This window comes from Sivoneniella epilithica UHCC 1019 (assembly GCF_040830845.1).
Taxonomy (GTDB): Bacteria; Cyanobacteriota; Cyanobacteriia; order Leptolyngbyales; family Leptolyngbyaceae; genus ULC077BIN1.
The window spans coordinates 102,980-123,147 of sequence record NZ_JBFPDP010000003.1; the positions used below are offsets into that span (position 1 = coordinate 102,980).

Genomic DNA, 20,168 nt, shown 5'->3' on the forward strand with positions numbered 1-20,168 from the left:
AATTTTCTCTGACCCACAGAGTGTTCAGGATTTTTGCGAAATTTAGTTTATGCATGGTGGATTAATTCAAATGCCTTTAGATTTAGATGCACAACTTCAAGAACTTATCAATGATGCGCCACAGGATGGAGTTACGCCTGCTTTAATTGAGGCGATCGCGCCTGTTCTAAAGCAATTAGCGTTTCAACTGCGGCACCTAGAATATTACATTGCCCAAACTCTAGAACAAAATTGGGCAGTTACCATGCTCAATCATGAAACTCAAAGTGGCTTACAGAAGCAGATTATTTATGCCTTTCCAAATTTAAAGGATGTGTCTGCTGGACCCTATCCCATGAAAGATCCACAAATGATCGCGTTGCCTATTCCTGTTATCCATATCCTGTTTCAAATTGTGGCAATGGATACAGTGGATAGTGTCGTCTTCTTTGAGGTGCCCGGTAATACGATGGTGGGCACTGAAGTGAAGAGAGAGGATTTGCAAGCCTTGATTCAGACTCAGTTAATGCAACAAATACCTCCTTCAAACACTGTACCGTCGGATATTGCTTAGATGAAAACTCAAACCCAAGTAATTAGATTTAATACCTAAAAGCGATTGGGTAAAGTACTTTGGGGCGGCAAGTAAGTGAGTCTTATTAGTTTCATCAACAACAGATTTGTAAATAAAAGTAACAAAACTGCCGTCATGCCATCATGCCGTCTTGACAGCAGCCGATAGGATAGCTATGCTTTCTTTCATAACCCGGGTTACCAAGACTGAGAGTGATATGCAGGACAAGCTAAAAGAGGATAAGCAAAAAGTTACGTTGTATTTACCCCCAGAGCTACACAGGCAGCTAAAGGTAAAAGCAGCAGTTGATGTAGGAACAATGACTGATATTGCTCAACGAGCGATCGCGTTTTACTTATTAAACCCAGATATTGTTGAACATCACGAAAGTAGTCATGGTCAGTCCCATCGAGTTTACGGTTGTCCAGACTGTTCTAGTCATTTAGTTTTACGCAATGGCGAGATGGTTTCCCTAAATACTCAGGTTGCTCAACAAGTCGTACAGGTTGGTCTTTCTCCAGAAAGTTCGCAGGTTTTGACTTCATCGAGCGATGCTGAACTAGTTTCTTTACTTTCTAAGTAAGCCCTTGTTTCTAAAGACTCCGTAATTTTACGTCAAGTAGTTTGAACGGTTTTCCAGTCTGAGTTGTCTCTATTTGAGTTGATGATATGCAGGAAGAACTCAGCATCCTAATCCAAGCTCAGTATCCTTTGATTTACTTGGTTACTTCTGAGGAAGAACGAGCCGAGCAAGCAATCGCAGCGATCGCTCAAGCGGGCAAGCCTCAGCGCCGTTTATTCCTTTGGACTGTGACTCACGGAATCGTTGAATACGGTCAACCCAGAAACGTTACCCAGCACAATACGGTTTCTCCAGAAGCGGCAGTGGAGTGGGCAACTCGGCAACGAGATCCAGCAATCTTTGTCTTTAAGGATCTTCACCCTTTTGTAGATTCTCCAGCCGTAACTCGCTGGTTGAGAGATGCGATCGCTAGCTTCCGGGGATCACAGAGAACAATTCTTCTCATGTCTCCAGTTCAGCAGATTCCGATTGAGCTTGAGAAAGAAGTGGCAGTCTTAGATTTCGCAATGCCAGATATGGCTGAGCTAAACCAAGTTCTTTCCCAGCAGCTAGACCTAACTCGTAATCGCCGAATCACCACTGAAACGCGAGAAAAGCTGCTGAAAGCCGCTTTAGGTTTAACGCGAGATGAAGCAGAAAAAGTTTACCGAAAAGCTCAAGTCACTACTGGACGCTTAACCGAAGAAGAGGTGGGAATCGTTCTTTCTGAAAAGAAACAGCTTATTCGTCGCAATGGCATTCTTGAATACATTGAAGAAGATGAGACGATTCAGTCTGTGGGTGGGTTAGAAGAGCTAAAGCGTTGGTTAACTCAGCGTTCTAACGCTTTTACAGAACGGGCTAGAGAATATGGGCTACCTCAACCGAAGGGAATGTTAATTCTTGGAGTACCGGGATGTGGTAAGTCATTGATTGCCAAAACCACTTCTCGCCTATGGGGATTGCCCTTACTGCGGTTAGATATGGGTCGAGTGTATGATGGCTCAATGGTTGGGCGATCGGAAGCCAACTTGCGGAATGCCCTAAAAACTGCTGAGTCCATTTCACCCGCTATTTTATTCATAGATGAGTTAGACAAAGCTTTTGCTGGAACGGCTGGTTCTGCTGATTCAGACGGTGGCACCTCTAGCCGAATCTTTGGCTCATTCTTAACCTGGATGCAAGAAAAGGATTCTCCTGTCTTTGTGATGGCAACGGCAAACCGAGTGGAGCGATTACCTGGAGAGTTTCTGCGGAAAGGACGTTTTGATGAGTTGTTCTTTGTCGATTTACCCAATGCGGAAGAGCGCAAAGACATTTTTAGAATTCACCTTTCTAAACGTAAACGGGATATTACCCGATTTGATTTAGACCAGTTGGCAAATGTAAGCGATGGTTTCTCTGGCGCAGAAATTGAGCAGGCACTCGTAGCAGCAATGTACGATGCCTTTGCTCAAGAGAGAGAGTTTACTCAACTGGATATTATTGCAGCGGTCAAGGCAACTCAGCCTTTGTCTAAGACAATGAGCGAACAAGTGACGGCTCTGCGCGATTGGGCACGTCAAAGAGCTAGACCTGCTGCAGCCTCTGTCGCTGAATATCAGCGATTAGAGTTCTAAGCTTTCTTCCTGCTCCCAACAGGTAGAAAGGCTAGCGACTCCGCTAGCAAAGTCAGTTAACACACCTGCTATTACCCTAGGGCTAATAGTATCCACTAACCAAACGTTGTTCTTAACTCTCTATCAGGAGGAAATCCCAAATGTCTCACTTTAGCACTCTGCGTACCAAAATTACTGATGCTGAAATTTTGAAAGCTTCCCTACGCGATCTAGGCATCAGTGTCAAAACTGAAGCTGATGTTCGTGGCTACAACGGTCAGCGCGTGCGCTCTGATATTGTGGCAATCTTGGAAGGTGAATATGATCTAGGTTGGTCTCGCAATACCGATGGTTCTTTTGATCTAATTGCTGATCTTTGGGGTGTTGCTAAGCGCCACAATCAAACCGAGTTGATTAACTCGATCAACCAAAAGTACGCAGTTAACAAAACCTTGGCAGAGGTTAAGCGTCCTGGCTTGCAAAACGCAAACGTCAAGCTAGTACTGCAAAAGTAGTCTCTCCACGCGTTCCCAAACTAGCGGGCTAACCCTTATAGGTTAGTCCGTTTTTTGTGTGAATATACTATTTTTGATTAGTTAAATTTTAGTCAGTTAGATGTTGATACAAATACACAATTTTTTGAGTGCTTTTATCCATAAATTTATAGTTATACTCGCAACCGCTGATCCTATTGTGCGATCGCCGATCGCTGTAATGTTAGGAGCAATTCCAGGGGCGCTCTGCCGCTACTATATTTCACAATATTTTGGTCAATGGTTTGGCACTTATTTTCCTTTTGGCACCTTTTTTATCAATCTTTCGGGCGCATTTTTGATGGGAGCATTTGTTACCTACCCCTTAGAGCGATCGCTTGCTTCTCCTGATCTCCGTTTACTTATTGCAGTAGGTTTTTTAGGTTCTTACACCACTTTTTCTACCTATGCCTTAGACACAATCCTGCTTTTCCAAGGTGGAAATTTGGGATTAACCTTGTTTTATTGGTTAGGAAGCGCTTTGTTGGGTATTTTTGGAATTATTCTAGGACGATTCGCTACCCAAAAATTGCTCCATTAAACTTAGTGCGATCTCGTCCACTGTCCTTGCCAACGGCTTGATGTAGCCAAAGTTTCCCTGCCAGACGCTATCTTTTAGCGGCATGGGATTTCTCCTGTAATTCTTGGGCAGGCTCGACCAGTGGCAGTGGCGGAATCCTTGCTAGCACTCGCGTCTTTAAAAGCTCTGGGCGATCGCCATAGGCAAGGGCACCATCAGATTTTGCCTGATATTGGCTGGCGCACTCTAGGACGGCGATCGCAGTAGATGCGATTCGGGCTGCATCGGTGGGCAAATTGCCAAACAAATAAGTGCGTTTGCCTGGAGAGACTAGGGCGATCGCGCAATCTTGCTCACATACGCCCATACATTTCACGGGCTGAATTGAGAGTGATTGTTGTGATAGTAAGGTTTTGTAGAGGGTTTGCAGTTGGGCAAGTAAGCGATCGCCATCACTGCGATCGCTCTGCTGATTTTTGCCACAGGTGGTGCAAACGAAAATAGCGTGGGGTTGAGTCATGAGGCAATAAGAAGGGGTTGAATGGCAGACAGAATTTGGGTGTGATCGAGTGCCTGACCGATGACAATCAGTCGAGTTTCGCGGATTTCATCGGGCTGCCAAGGGCGATCATAAAAAGTTTCAATGCGATCGCCCACACCTTGTAACACCATTCGCATGGGCTTATTGGCAACATTGACGAAGCCTTTAATTCGATAGATTTCCTGGTCTGCGATCAACTGTTTTAGAGTTTGCAATAAGGCTTGTGGCTCAACCGGGGTCGCAAAAATCACGGGCACTGAGGTAATCGTGTCATCGTGTTCGTGATTTTCCTCCGTATCGTGATGGCTCGGACGGGCATCTAGGTCATCTTCCACGGCAGCATTGAACCCTAGCAGGAGATCAGCGCTAATCTGCCCGTTTTTACAAGAAATCATTTTCACGCCGGGGCGCAATTCTTGCTGAACGCGCTTTCTCACCTGAGTTTGGGTTGGCAGATCGACGCGATCGCTCTTGGTCAGAAGCACCAAATCGGCGCAGGCAAGCTGATCTTCAAACAGTTCTTCTAAAGGCGTTTCGTGATCGAGATTGGGATCGGCTTGGCGCTGCTCATTTAACGCACCCAGATCGGCGGCAAGGGTGCCGACTGCCACAGCCTCACAATCCACGACCGTGATCACCGCATCCACCGTTGCGCCTGTGCGAATCTCTTGCCAGCGAAACGCCTGGATCAGCGGTTTGGGCAACGCTAAACCAGAGGTTTCGATCAAAATACAGTCGATGCGATCGCGTCGCTTCAACAATTCTTGCATGGTTGGCAAAAACTCTTCTTGCACCGTGCAGCAGAGACAGCCATTGGTCAGTTCCACAATATTGGTTGCGCTCGGCTCGCCCTCTTCATCGCAGACTTGGCACGATCTCAGCAAGTCGCCATCAATGCCGATTTCGCCAAATTCATTCACCAGTACGGCGATGCGGCGACCTTGATTATTTTGCAATTGCTGACGGATCAGCGTCGTTTTGCCACTACCGAGGAATCCGGTAATGACGGTTACTGGAATTTTTGCAGCCATAAGACTTAAGATGCTCTATTTAAAATGATGGACATTGCTATGGAGTAGGGGGGTGAGATAAAGCTGTGATCCCCCTACTCAGATTAATTTCGTTGAATCAGGACATCTTTAGAATTAGGACAATCCTGTTTATAGGTTCGAGATCGCCCATTCTCTTCAAAAAATGCCCTATCCAGTAACAAACAAAAACCTAAGCCAGCCATGCTTTTCAGGCTGACCCTTCGACAATATGCCTTCACTCTGTACCTCGCAGATGAGACGGTGTGTGTAGGGTGACTAGCGGCAGGCGTTCTGACTTAGAGAGTTCTAAATTTTGAGTTCTTAGTTTTAAGTTGGATTGTCTCACTCAAAACTTAAAATTCAAAACTTCTTTACAGTTGCGGGACAGTGGCAGATTTTCACTGCGCTTTCCCTGTTTCCTCCAACGGCTGTTTTCCGTTGGAACCGATCGTCAATGTTTAGCTTACAGGATCACAACCCTTTCGGGGATGTTCGTCAAGAAAATCCTTTTCTGGAGTTTCCGCCATGAGACAATGCAGCCAGGGTAATTAATCTAATCGCCAACCGATCTAATCGCTAAACGATCGCCAATTTAAGGAAGTGGTGGGCGAGATCGTGTAGCAACCATTGAAAATAGTTCGTTCAAAGCGAGAACTCATCCATGAATACTCAGCAAACCGAACTCTATCAGCGAATTCAACAGTTTTCTTTAGATGCGATCGATGTGAATTTGTCCTTCAGCCAACGGTTAGCACGGGAGAATGGTTGGACGGTTGACTACGCTAAGCGTGCGATCGCTGAGTATAAGAAATTTGCGTTTTTGGCGATCGCGGCAGGACATTCAGTTACCCCTTCCGATCAAGTCGATCAAGTCTGGCATTTGCATCTGCTCTATACCCAATCCTATTGGCAAGAGTGGTGTCCAAAAATTCTTCAGACCCCTCTGCACCACACCCCCACCAAAGGCGGACAGCAAGAACACGGCAAGTTCAATGATTGGTATAGCGGCACCTTGGCAAGCTATGAGCGCTTTTTTCAGCAGCCACCCCCTGCCGATATTTGGTCGCCGCCTCACATTCGCTTTGGGCGCGAGCTTAATTTTATTCGGATTAATTCTCAGCACCATTGGATTCTGCCAAAACCAGATCTGAGTCGATTTTCATTTCACGTGCCCGACTTACTGAGTGGGCTGTCTGGATTGTTGATTATCGGCATTGCGCTTTGGGCTAACCCCGCTTGGGCAGCCTTCACCCCAGCCCTTCCCCATCCGCTGGATATGTCGCTCGCCACCTTTACACCGATTTATGGATTCATAGTGGGGATCAGTTTTCTGAGTATCAGCTTGCTCAGAATGCTGTTTTGGCGCTTTAATCGCCGCTTTCAGCTTGGAGTGCCGCTGTTTTCAGCGGTTTTGTTCTGGTTGTTTTTGCTCGGAAGCGTTCGACTGGTCGCTGGATTCACGACGTTGCCAGGGTTGGAATTTCTAGGATTTTTTGTGCTGTCTGCGATCGCGGGAATGCTGTCAGACTTCATCCTGTATGGCTGGACACGGACGCGATCACAGGCTCAGCAGAAAACCTTACAAACAGACTATTTTCAGTCCTATGAAGACTTTCAAAGAGCATCTTCTTTTTCATTTGAGCGATTTGCTCCACAATGTATTCTACTCTGCATCACAGGGCTATATTTCTTAGCCATTTCTAGGCTTGGACTGGGGCTATATCGGCAAAAACCAATCGGCTATCTTGCGCTCCTCTGCGTAGGCATGGCGATCTACTTATTGTGGCGGCTGTCTCGTTCAATCCTAAAACTGCCCCTAGTCGTACCCTTGCTATGGATATCACTCCTAGGATTGATACCACTCATCATCACCGTCCCTCAGTGGCTCTGGAGCTTCATCGGTGCTGCTGCTGCTTTTCTGGTGCTACTGTGGGTGCTACTGCCACACACCAGCACCCGCAGTAGAAGTGGGAGTTCGAGTGGAACCACTTGCGCCAACGGTGACTGTGGCGCAAGTGGAGGGGGCGGAGACAGTGGTGGGGATGGCGGGTGTGGTGGGTGTGGTGGGTGTGGTGGCTGTGGTGGCTGTGGCGGTGACTAAAAACTCTATCCCTCTCGTCCCTTACCCAACAAACGGTATGATTGATAACTTGGGAAATGTTTCCGTTCAGCCGCTCTAAACGCTTTATGACTCAGCATTACCGCATTACGCTTCTTCCCGGTGACGGCATTGGACCCGAAATTATGGCGATCGCCGTGGAGGTGATGCAGGTCGTGGGGCAACAGCTAGACCTCAGCTTTGAGTTTCAGGAAGCGCTGTTGGGTGGGGCGGCGATCGAAGCAACGGGTGAACCGCTGCCTGCTGCGACGGTAGAAACCTGCAAAAACAGTGATGCCGTTTTGCTAGCGGCGATCGGTGCCCCAAAATATGACACCTTGCCGCGACACCTGCGCCCTGAAACGGGATTGCTCGGCATTCGTGCAGCCTTGGGCTTGTTTGCCAACCTGCGTCCCGCCAAAATTCTGCCCCAGTTGATTGACGCCTCTAGCCTCAAGCGAGAAGTGGTGGAAGGCGTGGATATTATGGTGGTGCGGGAGTTGACGGGCGGCATTTATTTTGGGCAACCGAGGGGCGTGTTTGCCACGGAGTCGGGTGAACAACGCGGTGTCAATACGATGGCATATGCGGAGTCGGAAATTGACCGGATTGGGCGTGTGGCATTTGAGGCAGCCCGGAAGCGCAACAAGCGGCTCTGTTCTGTGGATAAGGCGAATGTGCTGGAAGTGTCACAACTTTGGCGCGATCGCATCACTGCCCTATCTGCCGACTACCCCGATGTAGAACTGTCTCACATGTATGTAGACAACGCTGCCATGCAACTCGTCCGCAATCCGCGCCAGTTCGACACCATTGTCACAGGCAACCTGTTTGGCGATATTTTGTCCGATGAAGCCGCCATGCTTACGGGCAGCATCGGCATGTTACCGTCTGCCAGTTTGGGTGCGACTAATCCAGGCTTATTTGAACCCGTGCATGGCTCTGCCCCAGATATTGCTGGACAAGATAAGGCAAATCCTTTGGCGCAAGTCTTGAGCGCGGCGATGATGTTGCGATACGGCTTAGATCAACTGATCGCAGCCGATCGCATTGAGCAAGCGGTGATGCAGGTGCTAGATCAGGGCGATCGCACGGGCGACATTATGTCCACAGGGATGACCCTACTGGGCTGCAAAGCAATGGGGGCAGCCTTAGTCAAGGCACTAGCAAACTTGGCGTAAGCAGCACATCTGCCAAAGTAAATAGTTATTAAAACAAATGATCGATCCCAATCAGTCAAGGGCAAGTATACTAAACTCGTTCAAAACTCAGAGGGGTACAAATCGGTGGCATACGTTTCGCAAAAGCAAGCACCCGTTCAAGCTGATGATGCAGACTTCGACGTTCTGCTTGATCCTGGCTTAATCCGCTCTGCCCGCAGCATTTATACAACCTATTACGAGGTTCATCCCGAACTGATTCAACGTCCCTTGGGAGTGGCGATCGATCGCTTCACCTATCGCGGCAAGCTGATTTTTTCCGGCAAACCCATTCTGCTGCCTCAAGAATGCTTCGTTCCTTTCAGCCAAATTGAATCTGATTTGTATTCTTAAAAATAGTTATTATTCTGCCTTTCTAAAACTTGTGCTGAGGCAGGCTATAGCTTCCCCATCAACGCTTCAATTTCCAAGAAGGTGAGCCGTTGTATTTTCCTAATTTCACAATTGCAAGTGTTTAAACAGTGCATAGTACTCGCTTCTAGGTTTGATGCTCATCGTTACTGTTGATCAGGTAACGAGAACCTCAATATCGCTATCAGGGCGAAAGTCATCACGCAAAACAGAGCCGAAAAGGGCAAACTCAATGATCTGCCAGCGATCGCTGAATTCAGCAAGATCGCAGAATTCAGCAATCTGTGCGGGGGAAACTGAGATGCGTTGGTTTACGGATGGTTGCAGTTCGGCAATCATCATGCACTTCCTCAAATCAATGGGTTGATAATTCTGAGCTTGCCTTCAATCAATTGATCATGCTGCATATCTTCCGAATAAAGAATGCTGCAATTGCTCTGGAGGGCAGTGGCAGTAATTAAGCTGTGCCAATAGGAGTATCCATATCAAGCATGGATTTCTAAAGCATTCAATACTGTTGATGTATCAATTGCTAAAACTGAAAATGTGTTAACTAAATCCAGAACAGCAGCTTGAGCTTCTGACTGGGAGAAGGTAGTTTTTCAGATGAGAACATTGCAGAGTTCTCCTAGAACTTGGATGCTGACGATTATTGATAATGCTTGAAACTCAACCAATTCTCTAATTTTTTCTTCTTTCTCGGGGGGATTTTTGACAAAGAAATAAACCCAGAGGTTGATATCCAGGAACACTCTATCGCTCATGAGCTTCTTCTCGATCGAACTTGTAGCCGAGGGGTAACTTGGCAGAATACTGCTTTGACTTTTCTAGAAATTCGAGAAATCGCCGTTTACGCTCTGCATCATCGACTACAGGCTAACCCGTTTGCTCTGAAGCCTCAGAACTCTCCACTAGAATTAGAGTCAATTTCTTCCCTTCTAGCGCCACATCCAGTTTTTCATCTAATACTAAATTGCCATCGTGGTAGGTGGTTTGTATAACTTTGCTCATGGTTTGTACCGCCCAGTTGTACTAAATCGTTGATTACTTCTCGCCAATTTCCTCTTCACCCAAAATCATCTGTTCCACTCGCGCTTTGCAGTGGCAACTATTGCTCGGCTTGCGATCGCAACCGTTGTTGCCTCAGTATGTTGCCGAATCACTTCAGGATAAAGTAATCCATTTGAGTCTCTATCATGCCTGAAAGCATTTGAGTTGTCTTGCTTTAGACTGATTGATAGGTCAATCCCACTTGTGGCTAATCCACAGGACAAAGCGATCTAACAATTCAAGTCCCATCCGAGCGATTCCCTTCCTATGGATTTTTTGGCTAGTCTGCTGATGTATAGTCTGGTGTTCTTTTGGGGAGCGGCGATCGGCAGTTTTTTAAGTGTTGTGATCCATCGGGTGCCTGCGGAGCAATCGCTCTGGTTGCCGCCCTCCCATTGTCCTCAGTGTGGGCATCGCCTCAAGCCTTGGGAAAATCTGCCGATCGCAGGCTGGCTCAGCTTAAAAGGACGCTGTTCTAACTGTAAAACGCCGATTCCGATTCGCTATCCTTTGCTAGAGGCGGTTTGCGGCACCGTTTTTTTGCTGATTTTTCTCGCATTTGGTGTGACGTGGCAAACCTTAGGCTACTGGCTGTTTTTTAGCTGGCTGCTGGCGTTGGCGCTGATTGACATCGACACCATGACCCTACCCAATCCCCTGACCCAATCTGGACTGATTGCAGGGCTGACGTTCCGTGCTGTGGTGGGTTTCTCTACCAACGGAACCTTTGCGGGAGCAGTGCAAGCCGTGATGGAAGGAGTCGTGGGCGCAGTGTTGGGACTGTGGCTGCTGGATGTGATTGCGATCGCGGGTTCCTATGCTTTGGGTCAAACGGCGATGGGCAGCGGCGATTCCAAATTGGCAGCCTTGATGGGCGCTTGGCTTGGCTGGCAAAATTTGCTGCTAGGTGGCTTTTTAGCATGTTTGGTAGGCGCGATCGCCGGTGGAGTCGGCATGGCGTTAGGATTACTGAACCGCCGACAGCCTTTTCCCTTCGGACCCTTTCTTGCGCTGGGCGGATTCATCGCCGCGATTTGGGGAAACGCGATCGCCTCCCTCTACCTGCAACTCTTCTTGTTAACGCCATAAAAACTTGAGAAGTGGGTGACCTGGGACTCGAACCCAGAACCAACGGATTAAGAGTCCGATGCGCTACCATTGCGCTAGTCACCCAGACTGATTAGTTAAATCGTAGCAGTATTTTGTGTTTCCTTGATTCTCTATCCATCAAAATCCTTAATCGCACCTATCGCACCCAAAGCCTGCAAAGTAACTTGTTGCGCCTCGGTCAAGCCAGTCGTATCCCCAATCATCATGCTTTCATAGGGACGGGGACAACGCAGCGTTTTGAGATGAGTTCCAGTTTCAAGGCTCCAAGCCTGAATGGTTTCATCCTGGCTGCCACTCAAAAACACTTCATGATTAGAAGTTTGAACCAGCGACCAAACCCAATGTTGATGTTGTTGGAGAATAGCGGTGCAGTCGCCTGTGGTGACAGTCCACATTCGGATCGTCTGGTCGGCGCTGCCGCTGATCACGCGGTTACCATCCACACTAAACAGCAGTGATACCACCGGACTGGTATGCCCTTCAAAGGTTCTGATACAGTTTCCGGTTGCCACATCCCAGAGTTTAATAGTGCAATCATCGCCGCCCGTTGTCAACCAGCGACTATCAGGACTAAACTCCGCTGCCCAAACGCGATTTAGGTGGGCTTGTAGAGCCTGGAGACATTTCCCAGTTTTCGGGTTCCAGAGTTTGATGGCTTGTTCATAGCCACCACTGGCTAGCCACTGTCCATCGGGGCTAAAGGCAACGGATAAGACACAACTGGTGTGACCTTTGAGGGTGTCTAAGCAATCCCCTGTATTCACGTCCCACAGTTTGACGGTGTGGTCATAACTACCACTGGCAAGCAGATTCTCAGTAGGGTGAAAGGCGATCGCCCAGACCCAACTGGTGTGACCATGCAATGTTCGCAAACACTGACCTGTATGGGGATTCCAGAGTTTGATGGTGCGATCGCTACTGCTACTGGCAAGCAATTGATTGGCGGAACGATTGGCATCGGGTTGGGGTGCAAAGGCGATTGAGAAAATCCGCCCGGTGTGCCCTCGCAGCACCCGAAACGGCTGAGAGTTCGACGTTGTGCTCAAAGTTTGAGCATTAAAATTCCAAAGTTTGATCGTTTGGTCTTCGTGCCCACTGGCAAGCAGTTGATGGTCAGAGTTGAGGGCATTCTCGCCAGGGTTTGCCAAGCAAATCGTGTAAATTGAGTTGCTGTGCCCTTGCAGAGTTTTGGTACATTGTCTAGTTTGGAGATCCCAAAGACGAGCCGTGTAGTCTTCGCCACCACTGGCAAGCAGCGGTTGGGTGGGATGAAAGGCAACCGACCAGACAAAATTCGTATGTTTCTGGAGGGTCTGCAAGCACTGGCGATCGCTCAGACTCCAAAGTTTGACGGTTTGATCATAGCTGCCACTTGCCAAGGTTTTACCATCAGCACTGAAGGCAACGGAGGTGACGGGTTTGTGGTGTCCGGTGAGGGTAGCTAAACAGGTGCCTGTCGCCACATCCCACAGTTTCACGGTTTGGTCAAAACTACCGCTGGCGAGGTATTGTCCATCTGAATGAGTGGCGTTCTCAGAGCGTGCGTGAAACGCAATCGCCCTGACCCAATGCTGATGACCCCTCAGCGTTTGCACACACTGCCCAGTTTCAATATCCCAACCCCGAATCACGTTATCTTCACCGGCACTGAAAAGGATTTTGCCATTGGGATGAAACACCGCGCTCCAAACACAAGCCGCATGACCCTGTAGCGTTTGCATACACTGCCCGGTGGCAACGTTCCATAGCCGAATGGTTTGATCGCCGCTGGTGCTGGCAAGCCATTGACCATCCGGGCTGAAAGCAACGGAGGTGGCAATTCCGATATGTCCTTCCAGCAATTTGAGACAGTGCCCCGTGTTACTATCCCACAGCCGCACCTGATGATCTTGACCGCAACTAGCCAAGACTGGTTGGGAGGGGCTATAAGTCACACTCCAGACCCAACTGTTGTGTCCGGTGCAAAGAGCTAGCTGTTTACCCTCTGGGATGCTCCAAATCTGGATGCTGCCGTTCGTATCGCTGGTTGCAAGTTGTCCAGTTGGGCTAAATGCCACAGACGTAACCCCGCCAAAGGTGGAAGCAAAGGCACAGTGAACAAATTCCGCTGCTGTAAAATTGACCTGATGCAGATTGACATCTTGTAGATAGGCTTGTCGAATGCTCAAGTTGGAGAAATCGTAGCCAGTCAAGTCGCTTTCCAGTTGACGGAATAGGTTCAGTAGGTTGCCTGCCCCGTAATTGGCTTGATGGACATTGTTCGTTTGCAAGTGTGCCAGCAGGCGATTCAGCTTGTGTTCCAGTTGTTTCGGTGAGCCGAGTTGAGTCATCAGGCGATCGCACAGGGGTTGCAAAATCACCCGAATTTGACTGTCCCGAACGTAGTCTTTGACCTGGGCTTTAATCAGTGCATGGCTGAGAAATACCTGGGGCTGTTCTGCCACAATCTCATGGGTCATCTGCTCAATCAGGGCTTCCGTCACCGATTCCATTACCACAGGTTGCTGAGTGAAGCCGATCGCGCTACTTTCAATCAAGCTTCGCCAGCGCAAGGACTCCAACACTGCCATCAGCTTGGGTTGAGGGAGTTTAGTCACTAAATCTGCATGAAGATCGGCGATCGTCACCGGTTCGCGGTTAATCGCCAGCCAATTCATAATCGCTTGCTCTAGGGGGGATAGGCGATCGCACTGCTGCTGAAGTAAAGTACCAATGCTATTAAAGGCAACCGTGCCTTGCTCTAGAAATTGGGTAATGTCGCCTGCAAACAAATCCTGAATCGAAGTCGCCGCCATCTTTAGCGCCAAGGGATTGCCTCGATAGTGAGTAATCAACGCTTTGAGATCATCCACTGCACCCTGTAAGCCTTTCGCATCAAGGATGTATTGCCCCGCTATCATATCTAGCCCAACGAGCGGTAAAGTCCGGACGGGGAAGTGATCGCCCTCCATCGCGCCCACTTCTTGGGGTTTTTCTCGACTCGTCAAAACGAGACAACTTTGATGGGCGATTTCACCCACTCGCTTCAGCAACTCGCCATACATCTCGTAGCCTTCGCGGTAAGTTCCCGCCTGTTTGCCGCCTTGCAGAACGGTTTCAAAATTATCGAGAATGATCAAACAGCGCGATCGCTTCAGCAGTTCAATCAAGCGAGACAATTTGCCGCCTATGCTATCCGGTAACTCAATCTCTTGATGTTCAGCGAAAAACTGAATCAGCGTGATCAATAGTTCATCAATCGGCGGCGCATCCCTCAGCGATCGCCAGATCAGGCAATCAAATTCGGCTTGAATGACCTCTGCTAGTTTGACTGATAGCGAAGTTTTGCCCATACCGCCCATTCCCAACACGGTTACGAGTCGGCAACGGTCTTGCGTGAGCCATTGTTTGAGCGTGTTGAGTTCCTGATCTCGTCCGTGGAAGATGGAAACATCGATCGCGTCTCCCCAATCTTGGCGAGGAGTTGGGCAACGTTGCGGTTGAACGTTGACGGTTGCCGCTGAGCGATCGCTGTTTACCACTCGTCGCAGCACCCCCTTAAAATTCTGCTTAGTAACTTTCTCGCCACAGGCTTCTGAAAGCCTCTGCCAGAGGCGATAGCCCGTGTCTTTGATGTAGCCCGGATCATAACCGCTGGTTTGAGCGATTTGCAGATAGGACAGCCCTTCCCAGCAGTGCCGGAACACGATCGCTTCGGTTTTACTCAGACAACCGCGATCGCTCATCTGCTCAACCGTCGCCAACGCCTCCTCAACCTGCATCTCCTTCTGCCCTTCTCTATTGCGTTCTATCAAGAATACCCTTCACCCATCCACCCCTCTCAGAAAAAACTGACTTTTTCCTGACCTTTTACCGACTGCCAAACTTGATCGTAGGAAGCTAAATTTTTTGGGAGATGAGTACTGATCATAACCTGCTCAAGTTAACTAAGAGGATCATAAATCATGACCAAAAGCTTTCCTCCATTGCTTCTAATCTCCCTCGTTGTTGGATCAGCATCTGCAATGTTTTTGGCGTTACAAAGTGATGTTTCAGCTAAGGAGGTGTGCCGAAACATTCCTGGTATCGGTCGCCGCTGTATCCTGGTTCCAACGGTTCCAACTCCAACTCCGCGTGAGGAAGAAGGCGCGACAGGTTGTTTCTTTCAGCGCCCAATCAAGAGAACATTTCATCTGATGAACAAAATGAGTTTCCCGATGAACCTCAAGGTGAACAACGATTCTTACACTATTCCCTCTGGACAGCGTTGGGTATTTACGTCTAACGTGACATCTGGCGGGGATTGTGGAGGGACAAAATACGGTAATCCCGTCGTCTCTTTTGATGATGATACTGCTCCAGGATTTCAGGCTGCAAAATACTCTATTCCTGAAAATAGAGATTACTACTTTGGTACTTTCAATGAAGGTAGAAGAATTGGACTGTATCCTCAGTAACCGTGTAATCGCACCTTGCCAATAGATTGAATCGAAAAACGAACCCCAACATTCGTAACAGTTACATTCACTTTGATGTTGGGGTTTCTAGTATCAATTCAACCTATAAAAACTCTAACAGCCCTTTTTTTGAACCAATGGCGATCGCTCTAGCCCATTCCAAAGGGCGATCGCGCCTCAAATATCCGCTATCACTAAAGCGCGATCGCTTCTTTTGGTCGATAGGAATGCGATAGTCAGTAGTTTTTTAATGTCAGAGAATGAACAATTTAGCAACAAAACAATAGCAGATCCTTGAAGCAATCAACAATTGTAGGTGTGCAGGTCTTCTCGTAAGTACGCTTCCAGATATTCCATGTCCTTTGGTTGCCAACGTTGTTGCGCTCCGGATCGGGGGGCATCCCACAGTCCACTTAGTCCCTTTGATTGCCAGCGCCCCAAGGTTTCTTGCACCATGCGCTCTTCGAGTTGAAGAAAGCGGCGATTTTCTCCACATACATCCCTTGATGACTCAGACGAACGACTTCAGCCCGGTCTTTCACCCGTTGAGGAACGGTCGTCGCCCGCCGAAGCTCGAACAAGGCGCGATCTTCGGCAGCATTTAGGAAAACACGTAAGCAAGCACCCATGTCTATCTCTCCAAACCGTTGACATCAATACCTTTATCTAACTTTATATACCTTAGCTTTTCAAGCCTGATCTACTTAGTCTTGGGTCTATTCAGATGACTGACCGAAAGAAACCCTTTCTGCAAACTGAAACGCAAGATAGAATTAATCCGACTCATTGATAATATTTTTCAAATGAAAGAGTTAGATCTTCAAGGAACCATTAGCATACTCAATTCCATCATGGAATTTGAATTGGCAGGAGTCGTTCGCTATACCCACTACTCCTTGATGGTGACAGGACCAAACCGAATTCCAATTGTGGGTTTCTTTAAAGCGCAAGCTACCGAATCATTACTACACGCACAGCAAGCCGGAGAAATCTTGACCGGACTAGAAGGACACCCGACCTTACGAGTTGCCCCCATGGAAGAAACCTTCAAGCATTCCGTTTTCGACATTTTGCAAGAAACTTTAAACCATGAAAAAACCGCGCTGAATTTATATAAATCTTTGTTAGAAACGGTTGAAGATGCCAGCGTTTATCTCGAAGAATATGCCCGGACTATGATTGGGCAGGAAGAACTACACGGAATGGAAGTCAGAAAAATGCTCCGCGATTTTAGCCCTGTAGAAGCTTAAAGTAGCAGCCTAAAAAGCAAAGTTGCAGGTTTTGGGTAAGCCTGCAACTTGAATTGAAATCTGCTTTACCTATTCGCCCGTGATCGACAGTTCCTCAACCCAAACATAAGGACACACGCCAGAAGGGGTGAGATGAGCTTCTTTGCCTAGGTGAGTGATGGATTTCAGTAGAGAGAGAAAGTTTCCGGCAACTGTAGCAGATTCTACGCTAATTCGCTTGCCGCCTTTGAGCAACCAGCCATCAAACGGTAATGAGAAAGAACCCTGGAGCGCTTTCACGCCAGCATGGAGCGCTTGCAAATCATCCACTAGCACTACGTTTTCAGCAGTATTGAGATCCAATTCTGGTTCTGCGATCGCCGTGGAAAACACATGGTAAAAGTGAGGACTAACCGTGACCTTTGCGCCCATATTTGCGTGTCCAGTGGGCGTGGCATTCAGTCGTTTGGCGGTGCCAGAGCTATGGAGAAAACCAGTTAACACGCCATCGGCAATCAGAGATGTGCGGCGGGTGGGGGTGCCTTCACCATCAAAGGTGGTGACTCCAACATTGGCGGGATGGAGGGCATCGTCAGCGAGAGACAGTAGCGGTGAGGCGATCGCGCTTCCCAATGATTCTGGCGTAGACAAACTTTGCTTATCCAAAATGTTTTGGGCATTGAATAGGTTAGAAAACGCTCTCAGCAAATCCAAAAAAGCTTCGGGCGAAAAAACAACGGTGTATTTGCCCGTGGTAATTTTTTCGTAGTTCAAATGGCTAATCGTTTTTTCAGCCGCTTCTTTCACACAGCCTGCGACATCCAGATGCTCCACGCCCCGGCTAATCCGAAAAGCTCCAGCACTGCGGGGCTTTTTCCCTTCCTCTTCCGTTTTCGTATACAAATACATGGAAGCCGTAGAAGCCGATTCCGTCCGCATTGCCCCCTCACTGTTGAGGTAAAAGCGATCGCTGTCCCGTTGAGCAATGCTGTTATAGGGCACCGACGCGATCGCGGCATGGGCTGACTTTAATTCCTTTTCTGCCCCTAGCAGCTTTTCGAGTAAATCTGAAACCCCAGCGGCTGGCAGTTTTTCATGAGATTCCTTTGCCAAAGGAGCCGCAAACTCTGGACTAAAATCCGGCACATTTTCCGTTGCCCCAAAAAAGCTAGCTTCCGAAGCCGTCTTCAGCGCCAGTTCCAGCCCCACTGGATCAACATTCGTAGTAGACGTGATTCCCACCGCCCCTTGTTCATTCCACACCCGCACCGCCACAGTGCAGCGATTCGAGGCTTTCACCTGATCTGGCTTACCTTGATCCACCTTGACACTCGACTCGTCAATAATTGAGCCTGCCATGTCAAATTTATGAATTCCTAAACGACTAGCCGCCGCCTTCGCATCCGTTGCAAGTTCTTGAATCGTTGGCATAAGTTTTTTGAGTTTTGAGTTGGGTAGGGGTTTGGCATTTGGGCAAAGATTTCCGCAATTCGTTAAGATTCACGTTCCAAATGCTAAACCCGTATAATTCGATGTTTGATATTTAGTCTGCGATCCTAGGTTCTAAGGCATTAGTATTTTCTAATCCCTCACCCCTGATACCTAAAACCTGCCTCCTACCGTCCGCCTACCGTGATCGACTCCACCTTGATATGGGGTTGCCCAACGGTGGTGTAAACGGTGCCGCTGACGGAACCGCAGAATCCGGCTGCCAGGTCAATATCATTGGCACACATGGAAATCTTGGTCATGATTTCGGTCGCATCGCCAATCAGGGTTGCGCCTTTTAATGGCTTCGTCAGCTTGCCGTTTTCGATTAGGTAGGCTTCATCCACCGCAAAGTTGAATTGACCGACGGCTCCCACACTGCCGCCGCCCATTTTTTTGCAATAAATACCGCGATCGATGGAAGTGAGCAGGTCATCCACAGAATATTCGCCGGGAGCAATGTAGGTGTTTCGCATCCGTGAAGCCGCAGAGAAGGCATAGTTTTGACGACGACCGCTGCCCGTGCGGGGGTGTCCGGTTCGCATAGAGCCAGCGCGATCGCTAATGAAATTCTTCAAAATCCCATTTTCAATCAGCAACGTGCGCTGAGCCGGCATTCCTTCATCATCCATGGCGATCGTGCCAAACGCATTATCAGTTAACCCTTCATCCCAAGCCGTAACACTTTCGTGGGCGATTTTCTCATCTTTTTTATCGAGAAACGGCGTAGTGCGTTTTTCAATTTGAGTCGTTTCCAGCAAATGTCCACAGGCTTCGTGGAAAATCACGCCGCCAAACTTATTCGCCATCACAATCGGATAAGACCCCGATTCCACATAGTCGGCATAGAGCATTTTGCCAGCAGACTCCGCCACGTTTTCCGCCGTAGTTTCATAATCCCAAGTGCGGAGAAAGCTGGGATTGCTAGTATCGCCCATCCGTTCCCCAATTGAAGACCGATGTTCGCCATCAGCACAGAGCAAGCTAAAACCCACCGATTGAGTCAGGCGAACATCTCGCGCAAAGGTGCCATCACTGGCAACTACCAGCACTTCTTGCCAATTGCGAAAATAGTCGGCGCGGCGCGATTGAATATGGGTGGCTTTTTGTTGTAAGCGAGAGTTTGCAGCGAGCAATACATCCCCCATTTCGCGCATTGAGCTAGATTCACCCATCCATTTATCTTTATCGCGCAGGGTGCCATAGTCGCGCAGAGGTTCCAGGTTCGTTTCAGGAATGAAGGCTCCCGGTGCAGGGAGTTGTAAGCCCAAAATATCGAGCGCTTTTTCTAGGGCAGATTTTAAGCCAGTAAAGGTGACATCGTTGGTGCTGACATAGCAATCGGTCAGTCCTCGAAAGACGCGCACGCCTGCCCCGGTGGTGAGTGCGGGGGCAATATTTGTAATCGCGTCATTTTCAGCAGTGCAGCTAATATAATTAACCCGCTCTAAAAAAAACTCAATGAAGTCTGCACCAGCGGCTCTCCCTAGCCCTAAAAGCGTCGAAAGAGGAGATGCCCAGCTTTCGTCAAAGCGATCGAGAGCCGAAGCATATTTGAGGGTGGGAATTTCCCTGGAGCGAAGTAAGGAAGTGGCAAGCATGAGAATCCTCGTCTGCGGAGCGTCGATGGGCGATCGGTGAATGGTGTCACTTTTCATTTATCTAGTTTCTTCACTATAATTCGCCTTAACAATAATTTGCCTTAACAAAACTCTGCACTCTAGCAGTCTTTTTCTGAGTTAGATCTATCAGACAGAGGGAATATTAAGTCAAGATTGGATAAAGCAATCCTGCTTGACCTTGATTGCTGCATCCAAAACTTTTGATAAAGACAGTGCTGTGGTTCTA

General features: G+C 48.3%; 19 protein-coding genes, 1 tRNA gene, 1 pseudogene and 1 riboswitch. Of the genes and pseudogenes, 12 read left to right on the forward strand and 9 right to left on the reverse strand.

Annotated elements, in window-relative coordinates:
• Positions 1–70 precede the first annotated feature (70 nt).
• The 5 genes from AB3R30_RS03130 (at position 71) to crcB (ending at position 3,787) form a co-directional block, all read left to right on the forward strand.
• Positions 71–553 (forward strand): hypothetical protein, encoded by a 483-nt coding sequence (locus tag AB3R30_RS03130; RefSeq protein WP_458647684.1) that lies wholly within the window; start codon positions 71–73, stop codon positions 551–553.
• 217 nt (positions 554–770) lie between these two features.
• Positions 771–1,136: a hypothetical protein gene (locus tag AB3R30_RS03135; RefSeq protein ID WP_458647685.1), complete on the forward strand. Its 366-nt coding sequence runs from the start codon at positions 771–773 to the stop codon at positions 1,134–1,136.
• A gap of 86 nt (positions 1,137–1,222) precedes the next feature.
• Positions 1,223–2,734 (forward strand): stress-responsive protein Ycf46, encoded by a 1,512-nt coding sequence (gene ycf46 / locus AB3R30_RS03140; protein ID WP_458647686.1) that lies wholly within the window; start codon positions 1,223–1,225, stop codon positions 2,732–2,734.
• Positions 2,735–2,874: 140 nt separating this feature from the next.
• On the forward strand, positions 2,875–3,228 hold the full coding sequence (locus AB3R30_RS03145; protein WP_458647687.1) for a DUF1257 domain-containing protein: 354 nt from the start codon (positions 2,875–2,877) through the stop codon (positions 3,226–3,228).
• A gap of 100 nt (positions 3,229–3,328) precedes the next feature.
• Entirely contained in the window at positions 3,329–3,787 is a 459-nt protein-coding gene (gene crcB, locus AB3R30_RS03150; RefSeq protein WP_458647688.1) for a fluoride efflux transporter CrcB, read from the forward strand.
• Positions 3,788–3,854: 67 nt separating this feature from the next.
• Here the strand turns inward: crcB and AB3R30_RS03155 are convergent, their stop codons facing one another.
• Both AB3R30_RS03155 and cobW read right to left on the reverse strand, forming a co-directional pair.
• Positions 3,855–4,286 carry a DUF1636 family protein gene (locus AB3R30_RS03155; RefSeq protein ID WP_458647689.1) on the reverse strand — a complete coding sequence of 144 codons (432 nt, stop codon included), beginning with the start codon at positions 4,284–4,286 and terminating at the stop codon, positions 3,855–3,857.
• Complete coding sequence (gene cobW / locus AB3R30_RS03160; protein WP_458647690.1) at positions 4,283–5,338, reverse strand: cobalamin biosynthesis protein CobW; 1,056 nt, start codon at positions 5,336–5,338, stop codon at positions 4,283–4,285. Before cobW ends, AB3R30_RS03155 begins: the two co-directional genes overlap by 4 nt.
• Positions 5,339–5,602: 264 nt before the next feature.
• Positions 5,603–5,802: riboswitch (cobalamin riboswitch) on the reverse strand.
• A gap of 197 nt (positions 5,803–5,999) precedes the next feature.
• On the opposite strand from cobW, the gene AB3R30_RS03165 reads away from it, so the two are divergent.
• From AB3R30_RS03165 to AB3R30_RS03175, 3 genes are all read left to right on the forward strand, one after another.
• Positions 6,000–7,439: a glycine-rich domain-containing protein gene (locus tag AB3R30_RS03165; RefSeq protein WP_458647691.1), complete on the forward strand. Its 1,440-nt coding sequence runs from the start codon at positions 6,000–6,002 to the stop codon at positions 7,437–7,439.
• Between the two features lie 86 nt (positions 7,440–7,525).
• A complete protein-coding gene (leuB, locus tag AB3R30_RS03170) occupies positions 7,526–8,617 on the forward strand; it encodes a 3-isopropylmalate dehydrogenase (RefSeq protein WP_458647692.1) in 1,092 nt (363 codons plus the stop codon).
• Between the two features lie 105 nt (positions 8,618–8,722).
• Positions 8,723–8,989 (forward strand): hypothetical protein, encoded by a 267-nt coding sequence (locus tag AB3R30_RS03175; protein WP_458647693.1) that lies wholly within the window; start codon positions 8,723–8,725, stop codon positions 8,987–8,989.
• Positions 8,990–9,163: 174 nt separating this feature from the next.
• Here AB3R30_RS03175 and AB3R30_RS03180 read toward each other — a convergent pair whose 3' ends face one another.
• A complete protein-coding gene (locus tag AB3R30_RS03180) occupies positions 9,164–9,349 on the reverse strand; it encodes a nucleotidyltransferase domain-containing protein (RefSeq protein ID WP_458647694.1) in 186 nt (61 codons plus the stop codon).
• 534 nt (positions 9,350–9,883) lie between these two features.
• Positions 9,884–10,018 carry a hypothetical protein gene (locus AB3R30_RS03185; protein ID WP_458647695.1) on the reverse strand — a complete coding sequence of 45 codons (135 nt, stop codon included), beginning with the start codon at positions 10,016–10,018 and terminating at the stop codon, positions 9,884–9,886.
• Positions 10,019–10,324: 306 nt separating this feature from the next.
• On the opposite strand from AB3R30_RS03185, the gene AB3R30_RS03190 reads away from it, so the two are divergent.
• Positions 10,325–11,146 (forward strand): prepilin peptidase, encoded by an 822-nt coding sequence (locus AB3R30_RS03190; protein WP_458647696.1) that lies wholly within the window; start codon positions 10,325–10,327, stop codon positions 11,144–11,146.
• A 12-nt stretch (positions 11,147–11,158) separates the two neighbouring features.
• Here the strand turns inward: AB3R30_RS03190 and AB3R30_RS03195 are convergent.
• Positions 11,159–11,230: transfer RNA gene (locus AB3R30_RS03195), tRNA-Lys, on the reverse strand.
• Positions 11,231–11,277: 47 nt separating this feature from the next.
• On the reverse strand, positions 11,278–14,928 hold the full coding sequence (locus AB3R30_RS03200; protein ID WP_458647697.1) for a WD40 repeat domain-containing protein: 3,651 nt from the start codon (positions 14,926–14,928) through the stop codon (positions 11,278–11,280).
• A gap of 183 nt (positions 14,929–15,111) precedes the next feature.
• Between AB3R30_RS03200 and AB3R30_RS03205 the strand changes: the two genes are divergently transcribed.
• Together AB3R30_RS03205 and AB3R30_RS03210 are read left to right on the forward strand one after the other, a co-directional pair.
• On the forward strand, positions 15,112–15,603 hold the full coding sequence (locus AB3R30_RS03205; RefSeq protein ID WP_458647698.1) for a hypothetical protein: 492 nt from the start codon (positions 15,112–15,114) through the stop codon (positions 15,601–15,603).
• A 26-nt stretch (positions 15,604–15,629) separates the two neighbouring features.
• Complete coding sequence (locus AB3R30_RS03210) at positions 15,630–15,839, forward strand: hypothetical protein (RefSeq protein ID WP_458647699.1); 210 nt, start codon at positions 15,630–15,632, stop codon at positions 15,837–15,839.
• 73 nt (positions 15,840–15,912) lie between these two features.
• On the opposite strand, the pseudogene AB3R30_RS03215 reads toward AB3R30_RS03210, so the two are convergent.
• A pseudogene (locus AB3R30_RS03215) lies at positions 15,913–16,232 on the reverse strand (helix-turn-helix domain-containing protein); the annotation flags it as partial.
• Positions 16,233–16,406: 174 nt separating this feature from the next.
• Here AB3R30_RS03215 and AB3R30_RS03220 point away from each other — a divergent pair.
• Positions 16,407–16,853 carry a ferritin-like domain-containing protein gene (locus tag AB3R30_RS03220; protein ID WP_458647700.1) on the forward strand — a complete coding sequence of 149 codons (447 nt, stop codon included), beginning with the start codon at positions 16,407–16,409 and terminating at the stop codon, positions 16,851–16,853.
• A 69-nt stretch (positions 16,854–16,922) separates the two neighbouring features.
• Here the strand turns inward: AB3R30_RS03220 and AB3R30_RS03225 are convergent, their stop codons facing one another.
• Positions 16,923–18,263, reverse strand: coding sequence for a TldD/PmbA family protein (locus tag AB3R30_RS03225; protein ID WP_458647701.1), 1,341 nt, complete (start codon positions 18,261–18,263; stop codon positions 16,923–16,925).
• Positions 18,264–18,448: 185 nt separating this feature from the next.
• The gene (locus tag AB3R30_RS03230; protein ID WP_458647702.1) at positions 18,449–19,978 is read right to left on the reverse strand and encodes a TldD/PmbA family protein; all 1,530 of its coding nucleotides are present in this window, start codon (positions 19,976–19,978) and stop codon (positions 18,449–18,451) included.
• Positions 19,979–20,168 lie beyond the last annotated feature (190 nt).

Excerpts from the sequence above, each read along its gene's own strand:
- AB3R30_RS03130 (WP_458647684.1), top strand. The coding sequence starts at position 71 with ATGCCTTTAGATTTAGATGCACAACTTCAAGAACTTATCAATGATGCG.
- AB3R30_RS03135 (WP_458647685.1), top strand. The coding sequence starts at position 771 with ATGCAGGACAAGCTAAAAGAGGATAAGCAAAAAGTTACGTTGTATTTA.
- ycf46 (WP_458647686.1), top strand. The coding sequence starts at position 1,223 with ATGCAGGAAGAACTCAGCATCCTAATCCAAGCTCAGTATCCTTTGATT.
- AB3R30_RS03145 (WP_458647687.1), top strand. The coding sequence starts at position 2,875 with ATGTCTCACTTTAGCACTCTGCGTACCAAAATTACTGATGCTGAAATT.
- crcB (WP_458647688.1), top strand. The coding sequence starts at position 3,329 with ATGTTGATACAAATACACAATTTTTTGAGTGCTTTTATCCATAAATTT.
- AB3R30_RS03155 (WP_458647689.1), bottom strand. The coding sequence starts at position 4,286 with ATGACTCAACCCCACGCTATTTTCGTTTGCACCACCTGTGGCAAAAAT.
- cobW (WP_458647690.1), bottom strand. The coding sequence starts at position 5,338 with ATGGCTGCAAAAATTCCAGTAACCGTCATTACCGGATTCCTCGGTAGT.
- AB3R30_RS03165 (WP_458647691.1), top strand. The coding sequence starts at position 6,000 with ATGAATACTCAGCAAACCGAACTCTATCAGCGAATTCAACAGTTTTCT.
- leuB (WP_458647692.1), top strand. The coding sequence starts at position 7,526 with ATGACTCAGCATTACCGCATTACGCTTCTTCCCGGTGACGGCATTGGA.
- AB3R30_RS03180 (WP_458647694.1), bottom strand. The coding sequence starts at position 9,349 with ATGATGATTGCCGAACTGCAACCATCCGTAAACCAACGCATCTCAGTT.
- AB3R30_RS03185 (WP_458647695.1), bottom strand. The coding sequence starts at position 10,018 with ATGAGCAAAGTTATACAAACCACCTACCACGATGGCAATTTAGTATTA.
- AB3R30_RS03190 (WP_458647696.1), top strand. The coding sequence starts at position 10,325 with ATGGATTTTTTGGCTAGTCTGCTGATGTATAGTCTGGTGTTCTTTTGG.
- AB3R30_RS03200 (WP_458647697.1), bottom strand. The coding sequence starts at position 14,928 with ATGCAGGTTGAGGAGGCGTTGGCGACGGTTGAGCAGATGAGCGATCGC.
- AB3R30_RS03205 (WP_458647698.1), top strand. The coding sequence starts at position 15,112 with ATGACCAAAAGCTTTCCTCCATTGCTTCTAATCTCCCTCGTTGTTGGA.
- AB3R30_RS03220 (WP_458647700.1), top strand. The coding sequence starts at position 16,407 with ATGAAAGAGTTAGATCTTCAAGGAACCATTAGCATACTCAATTCCATC.
- AB3R30_RS03225 (WP_458647701.1), bottom strand. The coding sequence starts at position 18,263 with ATGCCAACGATTCAAGAACTTGCAACGGATGCGAAGGCGGCGGCTAGT.
- AB3R30_RS03230 (WP_458647702.1), bottom strand. The coding sequence starts at position 19,978 with ATGAAAAGTGACACCATTCACCGATCGCCCATCGACGCTCCGCAGACG.